Here is a 15400-nt window from a genome sequence, read left to right as displayed (position 1 = left end):
CTCAACTCCGCTGAACACCCCGCACACGGATTCGAAACTCGGAGAGGACAAATCGGGCGATGGAGCTTGCGAGCATGAAGTTTCGGGTCGCCCGAGAGGATTTCGCCGAGTCGGTGGCCTGGGTGGCGCGCAGCCTGCCCTCCCGTCCTCCCGTGCCTGTTCTCGGCGGTGTGCTGCTGGTCGCCGACGAGAACGGCCTGACCGTCTCCGGCTTCGACTACGAGGTCTCCGCGCAGATGCGGGTGGCCGCCGAGGTCGCCGGTCCCGGTCAGGTGCTGGTCTCGGGCCGGCTGCTCGCCGATATCACCAAGGCGCTGTCCAACAAGCCGGTCGATGTCTCCGTCGACGGCACGCGCGTGCTCATCGCCTGCGGTAGTGCCAAGTTCTCCCTGCCGACCATGCCGGTCGAGGACTATCCCCAGCTGCCCGAGGTACCGCAGCAGACCGGTGAGCTCGGTGTGGATGTGTTCGCCGAGGCGGTCGGCCAGGTCGCCGTCGCCGCGGGCCGCGACGACACGCTCCCCATGCTCACCGGCATCCGGGTCGAGATCGAGGGCAACGACGTGGTGCTGGCCGCCACCGACCGCTTCCGCCTGGCCGTGCGCCACCTGCAGTGGCAGCCCACCCGCCCCGACATCGAGACCGCCGTGCTCATCCCGGCGCGCACGCTGTCCGAGGCCGCCAAGACCCTCGGCGCCACCGACGCGCCCGTGCAGCTCTCGCTGGGCACCGGCGGCGGGGCCGACGGCCTGCTCGGCATCGTCAACGCGGGCAGGCGCACCACCACCCGCCTGCTCGACGCGGAATTCCCCAAGTTCCGCCAGTTGCTCCCCAAGGAGCACACCTCCATCGCCACGCTGCCCGTCGCGGCGCTGTCCGAGGCGATCAAGCGCGTCGCCCTGGTCGCCGAGCGCGGTGCCCAGGTGCGACTGGAGTTCTCCACCGACGGCGTGCTGCTGTCGGCGGGTGGGGACGACGCGGGCCGCGCCGAGGAATGGCTGGAGGCCGACTTCCGCGGTGAGCCGCTGACCATCGCCTTCAACCCCGGCTACCTGACCGAAGGTCTGTCGGCGCTGCACGCGGACCGGGTCACCTTCGGTTTCACCACCCCGAGCCGTCCCGCCGTGCTGCTGCCCGCCTCCGACGAGGAGCCCAAGGTGCTCGAGTCCGGTGCGTTCGCGGCGCTGGAGAGCCAGTACATCTACCTGCTGATGCCGGTCCGGCTGCCCGGCTGAGCCGGCCCGCCCGCGTAACCCGGCATGTTCATTCGTGCGCTGTCGGTCCGTGATTTCCGGTCGTGGGAACACGCCGAGCTCGAGTTGTCCCCAGGGCGCACGGTGCTGCTGGGGGCGAACGGCAACGGCAAGACCAACCTGCTCGAGGCGATCGGCTACCTGGCGACGCTGGGCTCGCATCGGGTCTCCGCCGACGCCCCCCTGATCCGGATGGGGGCAACGCAGGCGCGGATCGGGGCGACCGTGGTCAATACCGGCCGCGAACTGCGCGTCGATGTGGAGCTCAAGCAGGGCAGCGCCAACCGGGCCCAGATCAACCGGTCGCCGGTGCGCCGGTCCAGGGAGATCCTCGGGATCCTGCAGACCGTGCTGTTCGCGCCGGAGGACCTGTCGCTGGTCCGCGGTGACCCGGGGGAGCGCAGACGGTTCCTCGACGAGTTGTGCACAGCCCGCCTGCCCAGGCTGGCCGGTGTGCGCGCGGACTACGACAAGGTGCTGCGCCAGCGCTCGGCCCTGTTGAAAACCGCTGGGCGCCATGTGCGTTCCCGCGCCGACCTGAGCACCCTCGACGTGTGGGACGGGCATCTGGCCGAACACGCGTCGGTGCTGCTGGCCCAGCGATTGCGCCTGGTCCACGACCTGTATCCGTATCTGGCGCAGGCCTATCGGTCGATCGCGCCCGAATCACGCCCCGCGGCAATCGCTTACCGATCGGGTTACCTGCCGCCCGAATTGCTCGACCCCGCCAGGGCGCCGGGGGCCGACGATGTGGCCCAGCTGCACGAGATCGTGCTGCGCGAGCTCGCCGCCGCAAGGACCCGTGAGCTCGAACGCGGTGTGTGCCTGGTCGGCCCGCATCGCGACGACCTGGACCTGCTGCTCGGCAGCGCGCCGGCCAAGGGCTTCGCCAGTCACGGCGAGTCCTGGTCGTTCGCGCTGGCGCTGCGGCTGGCCTCGTTCGAACTGCTGCGCGGCGCGGGCACCGAGCCGGTGCTGCTGCTCGACGACGTGTTCGCCGAACTGGATCGGCGCAGGCGGACCGCGCTGGCCGAGGTGGCCGCGGGCGCGGAGCAGGTGCTCATCACGGCCGCGGTGGCCGAGGATGTGCCGTCCGAGCTGGCCGCCGAACCACTGCGGGTGCAAACGACCGGCGAAGCCGACCGGCGCACCTCACGGATCGTCACCGAGGTGGCCGAACAATCCGAAGATATGCACAGATAGCGATAGTTATCAACAGCATCCTGTGGAAAACTGGCAACATGCTGGACATATGCCGGATCGCCCCGGGCCGTGCTGTCGGTGCCGCGGCGTAGACTCGGTCCGCACTCGGCCAGCATCGACACCGGAAGGCGGAACCGAGGTGAGCGAAGAGCCCGAACCGGAGCTGCGCGGGATCGACCTGGCCCGGCGCGCGCTGGAGGAGGCCAGGGCCGCGGCCAAGGCCAGCGGCAAGTCGGTCGGCCAGGGCCGGGCGTCCCCGGTCCGTAAGCTGCGCGCGGGCGGCCGCAGGCGCACCGGCTGGTCCGGCGCCGGCCCCGATCCGCGTGATCCCCAGCTGTTGTCGGCGCTCACCGGCTCGATCGCGAAGAGTCGTGGCTGGTCGGGCAAGGTGGCCGAGGGCATGGTGTTCGGTCGCTGGCCGAGCGTGGTCGGTGAGGACATCGCCGCGCACGCCACTCCGGTGACGCTGGAGGGCGGTGTGCTCAAGATCGCCGCCGAGTCCACCGCGTGGGCCACCCAGCTGCGCATGCTGCAGGGCCAGATCCTGGCCAAGATCAATGCCGCCGTCGGGCAGGGCGTGGTCACCTCGTTGCGGATCACCGGTCCCGCGGCGCCGAGCTGGCGCAAGGGCGAACGGCACATCAAAGGTCGCGGTCCGCGCGACACCTACGGATAGCCGATCGGTGACCGGGCCGAGTTGCCTTGCGGCGGCGCCGCTCCCAGGCCCGGAGTTTTGTACATGTGGACAAAACCTGTGGATAACTCCGGACGGCCGCGAAGCCGGGCGATCGCGTTTCACGTGGAACCACCGAACGCAAGTCTCACGCCAGTTCTGCCGGGCGGAAATCTCCGGGAGGCGGAATCTTGTCACCGTAGACCGATTTCTTGCATTCACGGCGGCGTCAGGGGTGTCGTAGGTGCACTGTAAGTTGGGCTTACCAGTAGGATGGTGACGTAACCAGCGGCGAACCCTCGACGCGTGCTGTGCAGTCCGCGTGCTGCCCGATCGCTGCGACAGGGATCAGCAAGTAAGGAGAGCTACCGAGAAGTGGCTGCCAACGACTCCAACGCATCGGGCAACAAGCAGGGCTACGGTGCCTCCTCCATCACAGTCCTCGAAGGCCTCGAAGCGGTGCGCAAGCGCCCTGGCATGTACATCGGTTCCACCGGTGAGCGCGGCCTCCACCACCTCATCTGGGAGGTTGTGGACAACTCGGTCGACGAGGCGATGGCCGGCTACGCGACCCGGGTCGACGTGACCCTGCTGGAGGACGGCGGCGTCGAGGTCATCGACGACGGCCGCGGCATCCCCACCGCCATGCACGCGCAGGGCATTCCGACCGTCGAGGTCGTCATGACGCAGCTACACGCGGGCGGCAAGTTCGACTCCGACTCCTACGCCGTCTCCGGCGGTCTGCACGGTGTCGGCATCTCGGTCGTCAACGCGCTGTCGAGCAAGCTGGAAGCCGAGATCGATACCGACGGCTACCACTGGGCGCAGACCTACAAGGACGCGAAGCCGGGCAAGCTGATCCAGGGCGAGCCGACCAAGCGCACCGGTACGACGATCCGCTTCTGGGCCGACCCGGAGATCTTCGAGACCACCACCTACAACTTCGAGACGGTCGCGCGCCGTCTGCAGGAGATGGCCTTCCTGAACAAGGGCCTGACCATCACGCTGACCGATCAGCGGGTCAGCGAGTCCGACGTCATCGACGAGGTCGTCAGCGATACCGCCGAGGCGCCCAAGCACGCCGAGGAAGGCGCCGACAAGCCGGTCGAGCACAAGGTCAAGACCCGGACTTACCACTACCCGGGCGGCCTGGTGGACTTCGTCCGCCACATCAACCGCACCAAGCAGGCCATCCACAACTCCGTGGTCGGCTTCACCGGCAAGGGCACCGGCCACGAGCTCGAGGTCGCGATGCAGTGGAACTCGGGCTACTCCGAGTCGGTCCACACCTTCGCCAATACGATCAACACCCACGAGGGCGGCACCCACGAAGAGGGCTTCCGCGCGGCGCTGACCACGGTGGTCAACAAGTACGCCAAGGAGAAGAAGCTCCTCAAGGAGAAGGACGGCAACCTCACCGGTGACGACATCCGCGAGGGCCTGGCCGCCATCGTGAGCGTCAAGGTCGGCGAGCCGCAGTTCGAGGGCCAGACCAAGACCAAGCTGGGCAACACCGAGGTCAAGTCGTTCGTGCAGCGTGCCTGCAACGAGCACCTGACGCACTGGTTCGAGGCCAACCCGGCCGACGCGAAGACCATCGTGCAGAAGGCGGTGTCCTCGGCGCAGGCCCGCGTGGCCGCGCGCAAGGCGCGTGAGCTGGTGCGCCGCAAGTCCGCCACCGACCTGGGCGGCCTGCCCGGCAAGCTGGCCGACTGCCGCTCCAAGGATCCGAGCAAGTGCGAGATCTACATCGTCGAGGGTGACTCCGCCGGTGGCTCGGCCAAGTCCGGCCGCGACTCGATGTACCAGGCGATCCTGCCGCTGCGCGGCAAGATCATCAACGTCGAGAAGGCCCGCATCGACCGCGTCCTCAAGAACAACGAGGTCCAGTCGATCATCACCGCGTTCGGCACCGGCATCCACGACGAGTTCGACATCGCGAAGCTGCGCTACAACAAGATCATCCTGATGGCCGACGCCGACGTCGACGGCCAGCACATCGCGACCCTGCTGCTCACGCTGCTGTTCCGGTTCATGCGCCCGCTGGTCGAGCACGGTCACGTGTTCCTGGCCCAGCCGCCGCTGTACAAGCTCAAGTGGATGCGTTCGGATCCGGAGTTCGCCTACTCCGACCGCGAGCGCGACGCGCTGCTCGAGGCCGGTCTGGCCGCGGGCAAGAAGATCAACAAGGACGACGGCGTCCAGCGCTACAAGGGTCTGGGCGAGATGAACGCCAAGGAGCTGTGGGAAACCACCATGGATCCGTCGGTGCGGGTGCTTCGTCAGGTGACGCTCGACGACGCGGCCGCGGCCGACGAGCTGTTCTCCGTGCTCATGGGCGAAGACGTGGAGGCACGTCGCAGCTTCATCACCCGCAATGCCAAGGACGTCCGCTTCCTGGACGTGTAACCGGTGCTGCGCCGTAAGCGCGCGCCCGTGAAGCATGTCAGGCCCTCGAAGGAGATTTGATGACTGAGACCACGCTGCCGCCCTCCGGTGGTGCGGGCGACCGGATCGAACCGGTCGACATCCAGAACGAGATGCAGAGCAGCTACATCGATTACGCGATGAGCGTGATCGTCGGCCGCGCGCTGCCCGATGTGCGCGACGGCCTCAAGCCGGTGCACCGGCGCGTGCTCTACGCGATGTACGACAACGGCTACCGCCCCGATCGCGGCTACGTGAAGTCGGCCCGTCCGGTCGCCGAGACCATGGGTAACTACCACCCGCACGGCGACGCGTCGATCTACGACACCCTCGTGCGCATGGCGCAGCCCTGGTCGCTGCGCTACCCGCTGGTCGACGGCCAGGGCAACTTCGGTTCCCGCGGCAACGACGGCGCGGCCGCCATGCGATACACCGAGTGCCGCCTGACGCCGCTCGCGATGGAGATGCTGCGCGACATCGACAGCGAGACCGTCGATTTCGTCCCCAACTACGACGGTCGCTCGCAGGAGCCGACCGTTCTGCCCGCGCGCGTGCCCGCCCTGCTGATGAACGGCAGCAACGGCATCGCGGTCGGCATGGCGACCAACATCCCGCCGCACAACCTCAACGAGCTGGCCGAGGCCATCTACTGGGCGCTGGAGAACTACGACGCCGACGAGGAGACCACCCTCGCCGCGTGCATGGAACGGGTCAAGGGCCCGGACTTCCCGACCTCCGGCCTGATCGTCGGCAGCCAGGGCATCCACGACGCCTACACCACCGGCCGCGGTTCGATCCGCATGCGCGGTGTGGTGGAGATCGAGGAGGGCAGCCGCGGGCAGACCCAGATCGTCATCACCGAGCTGCCGTACCAGGTCAACACCGACAACTTCATCAACTCGATCGCCGAGCAGGTCAAGGACGGCAAGATCGCGGGTATCTCCGATATCCACGACGAGTCCTCCGACCGTGTCGGCATGCGCATCGTGGTGACGGTCAAGCGCGACGCGGTCGCCAAGGTCGTGCTGAACAACCTGTACAAGCACACCCAGCTGCAGACCAGCTTCGGCGCGAACATGCTCTCGATCGTCGACGGCGTGCCGCGCACGCTGCGCCTGGATCAGATGATCCGGTACTACGTCGACCACCAGCTCGAGGTCATCGTCCGGCGCACCCGCTACCTGCTGCGCAAGGCCGAGGAGCGGGCCCACATCCTGCGCGGCCTGGTCAAGGCGCTCGACCTGCTCGACGAGGTCATCGCGCTGATCCGCCGCTCGGCCAACACCGACACCGCGCGCACCGGCCTGATGCAGCTGCTCGAGATCGACGACATCCAGGCCACCGCGATCCTGGACATGCAGCTGCGCCGCCTGTCCGCCCTGGAGCGGCAGCGGATCATCGACGATCTGGCCAAGATCGAGCTCGAGATCGCCGACTACAAGGACATCCTGGAGAAGCCGGAGCGGCAGCGCGCGATCGTGCGCGACGAGCTGGCCGAGATCGTCGAGAAGTACGGCGACGACCGCCGGACCAGGATCATCGCCAACGACGGTGACGTCGCCGACGAGGACCTGATCGCCCGCGAGGACGTGGTCGTCACGATCACCGAGACCGGCTACGCCAAGCGCACCAAGACCGACCTCTACCGCTCGCAGAAGCGCGGCGGCAAGGGTGTGCAGGGCGCCGGCCTCAAGCAGGACGACATCGTCAAGCACTTCTTCGTGTCGTCCACCCACGACTGGCTGCTGTTCTTCACCAACAAGGGCCGGGTCTACCGGGCCAAGGCCTATGAGCTGCCCGAGGCCAACCGGACCGCGCGTGGTCAGCACGTGGCGAACCTGCTGGCCTTCCAGCCGGACGAGAAGATCGCCCAGATCATCCAGCTCAAGACCTACGAGGACGCGCCGTACCTGGTGCTGGCGACCCGCGCCGGCCTGGTGAAGAAGTCCAAGCTCACCGATTTCGACTCCAACCGGTCCGGCGGCATCGTCGCGGTGAACCTGCGCGACGACGACGAGCTGGTCGGCGCCGTGCTGTGCTCGGCCGACGACGACCTGCTGCTGGTCTCGGCGCACGGCCAGTCGATCCGGTTCTCCGCCACCGACGAGGCGCTGCGTCCGATGGGCCGCGCCACCTCCGGTGTGCAGGGCATGCGTTTCAACGCCGACGACGAATTGCTCTCGCTCAATGTGGTCCGCGAGGAGACCTACCTTTTGGTGGCGACCGCGGGTGGGTATGCGAAACGTACGGCGATCGAGGAGTACACCGCGCAGGGTCGTGGCGGAAAAGGCGTATTGACAATTCAGTACGACCCGAAACGTGGCAGCCTGGTCGGTGCGCTCATCGTCGACGACGAGGACGAGTTGTACGCGATCACTTCCAGTGGTGGCGTCATCCGCACCGCAGCCAAGCAAGTTCGGAAAGCTGGACGCCAGACCAAGGGCGTGCGATTGATGAACCTCGCGGATGGCGATACCTTGCTAGCGATCGCGCGCAACGCCGACGAGCCCGATCCCGATCAGCTCACCGGCGACGCGGCTTCGGAGCAATAACCCAAACAGCGGCGGCAACGAACGGATCTGAGGATTCCATTGACCACACCGAATCAGTCGAACGACGATCGGAACCAGACCAACGGCGTCACCGAGCGGATTGCCTCGTCTCCGATCCAGCCGCGGCCGATCCCACGCCAGGGCGGTCCGGCCGAAGGTGCGGCAGCGCCGGAATCCGGTGCCGCCGAGGGCGAATCGTTCGACCAGTCGACCGTGCGGATGGGGAACGAACCCACCCCGCCCGCCGGCAACGGGAAGGGCAAGTCGCCCTACCAGGACGGGTGGGCGCAGCTGCCGCAGCGCGAGCCGCAGTCGAACCTGTACCGGCCCGGTGAGGCGCCGAGCCAGGGGCGTCCGTCGTCCCCGAGCGCGGCGCCCGCCTCGACCGGTGGCCTGAAGGGTAGCGGCGCGTCCAACGCCCGCACCACCGCCGACCTGGCGGCCAAGGCGGCCCGCAAGGAAGCGGCGATGGTGAAGTCCGTCGGCATCGACGGGCCGACCCGCAGCATCGCCCGCCCCGAGCTGGTCAAGGACATGCCGGACCTGTCCGAGGTGCGGCATCCGACACCGGACGGTCAGGTCGCGCCCGCGGCGCCGCCCGGTCTGCCGATGGCGCACATCCCGCCGCAGCCGGGGCCGAGTGCCCGGGCTGCCGCGGCGTCCGTCGGCGCGGTCTCGCCCGCCGTTCCGGTGGCCATCGCGGCCGCCGCGTCGGGTGAGCCGCTACGCGCGACGGTGCAGATCCGCCGGATCGATCCGTGGTCGACGCTGAAGATCACCCTGGTGATCAGCGTGGCGCTGTTCTTCGTGTGGATGCTGGCGGTCGGCCTGCTCTACATCGTGCTGGCCGGCATGGGCGTGTGGGACAACCTGGACAACTCGCTGGGCGAGATGCTGAACCAGGAGGGCAGCTCGTCGAGCCTGATCGACGCGGGCACGGTCTTCGGCTACGCGGGCGTCATCGGCCTGATCAACGTGGTGCTGTTCACCGCGCTGGCGACGGTCGGTGTCTTCATCTACAACCAGTGCTGCGATCTGGTCGGCGGCATCCAGGTGACCCTGGCTGATCCGGACTAGAAACGGCGCTGTCACGACGGCCGGTCAGCCCCATGAAAAGGGGCCTGACCGGCCGTTTTGGTTATCCCCGGCCGGGTAGGGTAACCTCGTTCCTCGTTGCGGTTCACTGCTCCGGCAGGGGGTCGAAACGAGTTCGGGCCTATAGCTCAGGCGGTTAGAGCGCTTCGCTGATAACGAAGAGGTCGGAGGTTCAAGTCCTCCTAGGCCCACTCCCGAACATCACAGTAGGGTGGGAATCATGAAGATTGTCCTCACGGTCGGTGTTGTGATCGCGGTTCTCATCGGTATCACCAAATTCCGCAAGCGCGATGACGCTGACCTCTGGCACGAGGTCACCACCCGCTGATTCGGGTTGCCAACTGGTTTCACCAAGCCAGCAAGGGGCCTTAGCTCAATTGGCAGAGCACTGCCTTTGCAAGGCAGGGGTTAGGGGTTCGATTCCCCTAGGCTCCACTTCTGTGAATTCCTCGGTTTTCGATTTTCTGCTCAGCGCGGCTCCTGTCGAGTCGGTGCCGACCGATATCGCCGCGATCGCGGCTCAGCATCGCGCCCGTGGCGCCGGCTTCCCCCGTTCGATCGACCGCGCCGTTGTCGCCGGATTCGACAGTGCCGGAACAGGTACCGCGTTTCTCGGCGGATATCAGGAAGCACTCGGCGCGCTGGTGCCCACGCTCGACGCCACCGGCTTGACCTCCATGTGCGCGACCGAGTCGAACGGGGCCAAGCCGTCGCAGCTGACGACCACGGTGACCGCCGACGGCGCCGTCACCGGCACCAAGTCCTTCGCCACCCTCGGCGAATTCGCCACCCGCTTCCTCGTGATCGCCAGGGCGGGCGAGCAGGCCGACGGTCGCGCCGCGTTGCGGGCGGTGCTGGTGCCCGCCGGTCCCGGCGTGGTGGTGACGCCGCTGCCCGCGCTGCCGTTCGCCCCGGAGATTCCGCACGCCACCGTCACTTTCGACGCCGCGCCCGGTGAGCTGCTGCCCGGCGACGGCTACGCCGATTTCCTCAAGCCGTTCCGCACCGTCGAAGACCTGCATGTGGTCGCCGCTGTGCTCGGACAGCTCGTTCGGGTGTCCCGGCAAGCCCACTGGCCCGCCGAGGCCGTAGAACAGCTGCTGGCCCTGTTTGCGGCGGTGCGTGGTGTGAGTACCGAGGATCCGGGCTCGGTGGGCGCGCACATCGCGCTGGGCGGCGTCTTCGAGCGGCTGACGCGCCTGCGCGCCGAGTTCGCCCCGCTGTGGGATCGGGTGGACCCGGAGATCAGGAGCCGCTGGGAGCGCGACGAGCCGTTGCTCGGGGTGGCGGGCAAGGTCAGGGCGCTGCGGCTGGCGACGGCCTGGCGCGCGGTGACCGAGGACTGAGCGTCAGCGGGTGAACTTCCCGAGGCCGTTCTCGTCGAAGTAGTCGAGGGTGAGCGTCCCGTTGTCGAAGATCGCCGACGAGACGCTGCCGGGCGGTGCGTTCTCGCCGCTCAGCGCGAAGGCGAAGGTGTCGCCGTCCCAGTGCCGCAGCGGGTATCGCACCTGCGCCGGACCCATCGTCAGGACCAGGCCGCTGTCGGCCTCGGAGATCGTCGCCGGGCCCCAGTACTCGTTGGCGTAGCTGCCCACGTAGGTCGGCAGCGGCTGGGCAGGCGCGGGATTCGCGGGCGGGGTCTTGCCGACGAGGTCGCCGACGGGATCGTTGATCGGGGCGATCGCGGCCTGGTAGATGGACCGCCAGTCCTCGCGGATCTCGCCGAACTGGACGAGGTCGCCGAATTCGGCGGTCAGCGCCTCCGGCACGCCGATCGGCGCGGCGTTGGTGAGTGCCACGATCGCGACGTCGGCGGACGGGATCGCCAGGAAGTTGGTGGCGGCGCCGAGCGCGAACGCCCCGGAGTGGCTGTAGGCGGTGCGGCCGGCGGAACTGGTCGAGGAGTTGAATCCGAAGCCGTAGAAGCCGGCTCGCGACTGGGGCGCCGAGGCGGGGGAGGAGATCACCTGCGGGGTGATCGCGGGCAGCAGCGCGTCCTCGGGGGCGATGGTGGTCCCGTTCGCGGTGCCGTGGCCGAGCATCATCGCCAGCCAGCGCGCCATGTCGTTCACCGAGGAGCTGACTCCGCCCGCGGGGGACTGAGGGTCGGGATCGCGGACGAACTTCGCGACCCACTGGCCGTCGACGTTCACGTGGGTGACCGCGCGGTTCGGCCTGGCCTCGTAGTCGGCGAAGCGGGAACTGGTGGACGACATGCCGAGGGGGCCGTACACGGTGTCGGCGCAGAGCCGGTCCCACGGCACGCCCGCTGCGGCGGCGACCGCCTCGGCGCCTGCGGTCAGTCCGAAGTTGGTGTAGTGGTAGGTGATCCGGAACGGGTCGAGGGGTTCGAGCCGGAGCTTGTCCAGGATCGCGGCCTGGTCGTAGCCGAGGTCCTCGAGCCGGTCGCCCGCGTGGTCGGGCAGGCCGCTGCGGTGCGCGAACAGATCGCCGATGGTGAGCTGGGCGGTGGTGGCCGGATCGGCCAGCGCGAACGAGGGCAGCTTCGAGACCACCGGCGTCGTCCATTCGACCGTGCCCTTGCCGACCTGGTGGGCGACCACGGAGGCCGACACCGATTTCGACACCGAGGCCAGCTGGAAGACGGTGTCGGCGTCGATCTTGTCCTGGCCGCCCGCCTGTTTCACGCCGAAGCCCTTGGCATAGACGGTCTTCCCGCCGTGCACGACGGCGACGGCCATGCCGGGGATGTGGCTGCTGTCCATCAGCGAGGTGGCCAGGTCGTCGAGTTTCGCGACGGCCTTGTCGACCGCGTCGTCGGGGAGCGCGACGGCGGCGACCTGATTCGGTGGGAGCTGTTCGGTGCTGGTCGCGGTGGTGTTCTCGTCGTCGGCGGCACTGCTGCAACCGACCACGACAGCCATCGACACGACGAGCGCGGTGATCGCACCTTTGCCGGGCACCATCCGCTGACGATAGCCCCGGTTGCGGGGTGATCGCGGGAACGTGGCTGGACTGTGACGGTTTCGCGGACCGGGAGTACTCACCGGTAGCCGGAGCTGCGCCTTGCCGGAAAATGGGGAGCGGGCCTCGGCGAAGGGGGGGAGTTAGCCGAGGCCCGCGTAGGGTCGGCCCGGGGGGGAGGGGCCGACGTGAACGATCCTACGCGATGCGAGCCGAATTCGTGTACGCGCAACGAACCAGTTTCCGAGATTTTTCGGCGTTCTGGGCCTGGACCGTGCGCGGCGGCCGGTGTAGTGAACGGCGAATCTGCGGGTAGGTCACCCGACGGTTGTCTTACTTCGGTCGGAATGTGCTGGTGCACAACGAATTACGCGAAAAATTCGCTGAACATGTTCTTGTCGGTCCGCGATCGATGCCCCGAAGACCAGGGGCTTGTGATCCGGGAGACCGCAGGAAATTCGGTCCGATTCGCCGCGTGTCGCCGTAAATCGGCATGTCGAACAAGTCTGTACATCGGGCTGGCGGCCACCCGGAAAATGGGGGTGCGACTTGTCGGTGGGTCCCGCAATACTGGGGCAACAGCGTTGAACTACGACTTCAGGAGAATCATGCCCGACGCAATCGTCGCCGAGGGTCTGGTCAAACGGTACGGGCAGCTCACCGCCCTGGACGGGCTCGATCTGTCCGTTCCGGAAGGTACCGTCACCGCACTTCTCGGCCCCAACGGCGCGGGAAAGACCACGACTGTCCGCGTTCTCACCACCTTGCTGATCCCCGACGAGGGCCGTGCCACGGTCGCCGGGATCGACGTACTCGACAATCCCCAGGCCCTGCGCTCCCGGATCGGCACCTCCGGGCAGTACGCGGCGGTCGACGAATACCTCACCGGCTTCGAGAACCTCGAGATGGTCGGCAGGCTCTACCACCTCGGCGTGCAGCGCAGTAAGGAACGCGCGCGCGAACTGCTCGAGCGCTTCCGACTCACCGACGCGGCCGACCGCCCCGTGAAGGGCTACTCCGGCGGCATGCGCAGGCGCCTCGACCTCGCCGGCGCGCTGGTGGCGAATCCGCCGGTGCTGTTCCTGGACGAACCGACCACCGGGCTCGACCCGCGGGCCCGGCTCGACCTGTGGGATGTCATCGAGGAACTCGTCGCGGGCGGCACCACCCTGCTGCTCACCACCCAGTACATGGAGGAGGCCGACCGGCTGGCCGACTCGATCGCCGTCATCGACCACGGCCGGGTCATCGCCCGCGGCACCGCGGACGAACTCAAGGCGCTCGTCGGCGGCGACCGGATCGAGCTCACCGTCGCCTCGCCCGACCAGCTGGCCCCGGCGCAGCAGGTGCTCGCCGGGCTGGCCGACGGCGAGATCCATCTCGAACCCGGTCTGCGCCGGATCACCGTCCCGGTGGCCGACGGGTCCCAGGACCTGGTCACCGCCATCGGCCGGCTCACCGAGCACAAGGTGCAGATCAACGATGTCGCGCTGCGGCGGCCCTCGCTCGACGACGTCTTCCTCACCCTCACCGGGCACGAGGCGGAGGAACTCGTCAACGGCGACGCCGGGAAACAGACCGTCGGCGCCGAGGAAGGACACAACCGATGAGCATCACGCTCGACAAGGCCGAGGTGCAGGGCCCCACCTTCGGTGAACGGCTCTCGATGGTGGTCAGCGACAGCATGACCATCGCCAAGCGCAATGTCATCAAGATCAAGCGCGTGCCCGACGTGCTGATCTTCACGACGCTGTCGCCGATCATGTTCGTGCTGCTGTTCGCCTATGTCTTCGGCTCGGCGATCCAGATCGAGGGCGTGGAGGGCGGCTATCGCGAATTCCTGATCGCGGGCATCTTCGCGCAGACCGTCGTCTTCGGTGCCACGTTCACCGGCGCCGGTCTGGCCGAGGACATGCAGAAGGGCATCATCGACCGGTTCCGCTCGCTGCCGATGGCGCCGTCCGCGGTGCTGGTCGGCCGGACGATCAGCGACGTGGTGATCAATATCGTGAGCTTGGTCGTCATGTCGCTGACCGGCCTGGTCGTCGGCTGGCGGATCCGCGGATCGTTCCTCGACGCGGTCCTGGCCTACGTGCTGATGCTGCTGTTCGCCTACGCGCTGTCCTGGATGATGGCGGTCGTCGGGCTGCTCGTGCGCGCGCCGGAGGTGTTCAACAACGCCAGCTTCATGGTGATCTTCCCGCTGACGTTCCTGTCGAACGCGTTCGTGCCGCTGGACGGCATGCCCGGCCCGCTGAAGGTGTTCGCCGAATGGAATCCGGTCTCGGCGCTGACCCAGGCCGTGCGCGACCTGTTCGGCAACACCAACCCGCTGGCCCCGCCGTCGGACGCCTGGCCGATGCAGAACCCGGTGATCACGACGCTGATCTGGATCGTCGTGATCCTGGTCGTCTTCGTGCCGCTGGCTCAGGTGCAGTACAAGAAGTCCGTGAGCCGCTGACGGTTCAGTGCGCGCCGGTCTCCGCTCCGGGGGCCGGCGCGTTGCCGTTGCGGGAGTAGCCGAGGCGCGGCGGCTCGGCGGCGGGCTCGGGAAGTTGCGGTCGCTTGCTGCGGGCGAGGAGGGCCAGGGCCGCCGCCCCGGCGATCCCGATGGAAGCGATGATCGGGTTACGAAGCTTCATGCGACCACTGTGGCACAGCTTCCCGGCTTCCCGCCGCCCCCGTGGCACCATAACTGCCGTGACCTCACCCAACCAGACGGCCGTGGCGACTCTGCACACCAACCACGGCGATATCAAGATCGCGCTCTTCGGCAACCACGCGCCCAAGACGGTGCGCAACTTCGTCGGTCTCGCCGACGGCAGCGCGCCCTACACCACCGAGAACGCCGGTGGCACGGACGCGGGCCCGTTCTACGACGGCGCGATCTTCCACCGGGTGATCCCGGGGTTCATGATCCAGGGTGGCGATCCGACCGGCACCGGTCGCGGTGGGCCCGGCTACGAGTTCGGTGACGAGTTCCATCCCGAGTTGCGCTTCACCCGCGGGTATCTGCTGGCGATGGCCAACGGGGGGCCTGCGACCAATGGTTCGCAGTTCTTCATCACGGTCGGCGCGCAGCCGCATCTCAATCGCAAGCACACGATCTTCGGCGAGGTGGTCGATCCCGATTCGCGCAAGGTCGTCGACGCGATCGCGTCGGTGAAGACCGATCGCAACGATCGCCCGGCCGAGCCGGTCGTCATCTCCTCGGTGACCATCGCCTGACAGCTGTGCACAACAGAACTCCCCGCCGCGCCGGAGCGCGACGG

The 15400-nt window shown here is 67.9% G+C and carries 13 protein-coding genes and 2 tRNA genes; 13 read left to right on the top strand and 2 right to left on the bottom strand.

What is annotated here, in order from left to right; translation table 11 throughout:
* The first annotated feature begins 59 nt into the window (after positions 1 to 59).
* From dnaN to AB0H54_RS00665, 10 genes are all read left to right on the top strand, one after another.
* Positions 60 to 1235: a DNA polymerase III subunit beta gene (gene dnaN / locus AB0H54_RS00710; protein ID WP_355275345.1), complete on the top strand. Its 1176-nt coding sequence runs from the start codon at positions 60 to 62 to the stop codon at positions 1233 to 1235.
* A 24-nt stretch (positions 1236 to 1259) separates the two neighbouring features.
* Positions 1260 to 2456, top strand: a complete 1197-nt coding sequence (recF, locus tag AB0H54_RS00705) for a DNA replication/repair protein RecF (protein WP_357341867.1) — start codon at positions 1260 to 1262, stop codon at positions 2454 to 2456.
* 139 nt (positions 2457 to 2595) lie between these two features.
* Positions 2596 to 3132 (top strand): DUF721 family protein, encoded by a 537-nt coding sequence (locus AB0H54_RS00700; protein WP_355275348.1) that lies wholly within the window; start codon positions 2596 to 2598, stop codon positions 3130 to 3132.
* A 372-nt stretch (positions 3133 to 3504) separates the two neighbouring features.
* Positions 3505 to 5538, top strand: a complete 2034-nt coding sequence (gene gyrB, locus AB0H54_RS00695) for a DNA topoisomerase (ATP-hydrolyzing) subunit B (protein ID WP_357341865.1) — start codon at positions 3505 to 3507, stop codon at positions 5536 to 5538.
* Positions 5539 to 5597: 59 nt separating this feature from the next.
* Positions 5598 to 8108, top strand: coding sequence for a DNA gyrase subunit A (gyrA, locus tag AB0H54_RS00690; protein ID WP_357341863.1), 2511 nt, complete (start codon positions 5598 to 5600; stop codon positions 8106 to 8108).
* A gap of 39 nt (positions 8109 to 8147) precedes the next feature.
* On the top strand, positions 8148 to 9185 hold the full coding sequence (locus AB0H54_RS00685; protein ID WP_357341862.1) for a DUF3566 domain-containing protein: 1038 nt from the start codon (positions 8148 to 8150) through the stop codon (positions 9183 to 9185).
* Between the two features lie 135 nt (positions 9186 to 9320).
* A tRNA-Ile gene (locus tag AB0H54_RS00680) sits at positions 9321 to 9394 on the top strand.
* A gap of 29 nt (positions 9395 to 9423) precedes the next feature.
* Positions 9424 to 9531 (top strand): DLW-39 family protein, encoded by a 108-nt coding sequence (locus tag AB0H54_RS00675; RefSeq protein ID WP_355275356.1) that lies wholly within the window; start codon positions 9424 to 9426, stop codon positions 9529 to 9531.
* A gap of 34 nt (positions 9532 to 9565) precedes the next feature.
* A tRNA-Ala gene (locus AB0H54_RS00670) sits at positions 9566 to 9638 on the top strand.
* A 5-nt stretch (positions 9639 to 9643) separates the two neighbouring features.
* Positions 9644 to 10549: an acyl-CoA dehydrogenase family protein gene (locus AB0H54_RS00665; RefSeq protein WP_357341860.1), complete on the top strand. Its 906-nt coding sequence runs from the start codon at positions 9644 to 9646 to the stop codon at positions 10547 to 10549.
* Positions 10550 to 10552: 3 nt separating this feature from the next.
* Here the strand turns inward: AB0H54_RS00665 and AB0H54_RS00660 are convergent, their stop codons facing one another.
* Positions 10553 to 12130 carry a serine hydrolase gene (locus AB0H54_RS00660; RefSeq protein WP_357341859.1) on the bottom strand — a complete coding sequence of 526 codons (1578 nt, stop codon included), beginning with the start codon at positions 12128 to 12130 and terminating at the stop codon, positions 10553 to 10555.
* 606 nt (positions 12131 to 12736) lie between these two features.
* Between AB0H54_RS00660 and AB0H54_RS00655 the strand changes: the two genes are divergently transcribed.
* Together AB0H54_RS00655 and AB0H54_RS00650 are read left to right on the top strand one after the other, a co-directional pair.
* On the top strand, positions 12737 to 13738 hold the full coding sequence (locus AB0H54_RS00655) for an ATP-binding cassette domain-containing protein (RefSeq protein ID WP_357341858.1): 1002 nt from the start codon (positions 12737 to 12739) through the stop codon (positions 13736 to 13738).
* A gap of 56 nt (positions 13739 to 13794) precedes the next feature.
* Positions 13795 to 14589, top strand: a complete 795-nt coding sequence (locus AB0H54_RS00650) for an ABC transporter permease (protein WP_355275456.1) — start codon at positions 13795 to 13797, stop codon at positions 14587 to 14589.
* 4 nt (positions 14590 to 14593) lie between these two features.
* Here AB0H54_RS00650 and AB0H54_RS00645 read toward each other — a convergent pair whose 3' ends face one another.
* The gene (locus AB0H54_RS00645; RefSeq protein WP_357341856.1) at positions 14594 to 14770 is read right to left on the bottom strand and encodes a hypothetical protein; all 177 of its coding nucleotides are present in this window, start codon (positions 14768 to 14770) and stop codon (positions 14594 to 14596) included.
* Between the two features lie 58 nt (positions 14771 to 14828).
* Between AB0H54_RS00645 and AB0H54_RS00640 the strand changes: the two genes are divergently transcribed.
* The gene (locus AB0H54_RS00640) at positions 14829 to 15356 is read left to right on the top strand and encodes a peptidylprolyl isomerase (RefSeq protein WP_357341854.1); all 528 of its coding nucleotides are present in this window, start codon (positions 14829 to 14831) and stop codon (positions 15354 to 15356) included.
* Positions 15357 to 15400 lie beyond the last annotated feature (44 nt).

Origin of the sequence: Nocardia sp. NPDC050718 (assembly GCF_040654235.1) — a bacterium.
In the GTDB taxonomy this organism is placed as follows: domain Bacteria; phylum Actinomycetota; class Actinomycetes; order Mycobacteriales; family Mycobacteriaceae; genus Nocardia.
The sequence above is the reverse complement of the archived record's forward strand: the minus strand, read 5'-3'. Positions and strand labels throughout refer to the sequence as shown.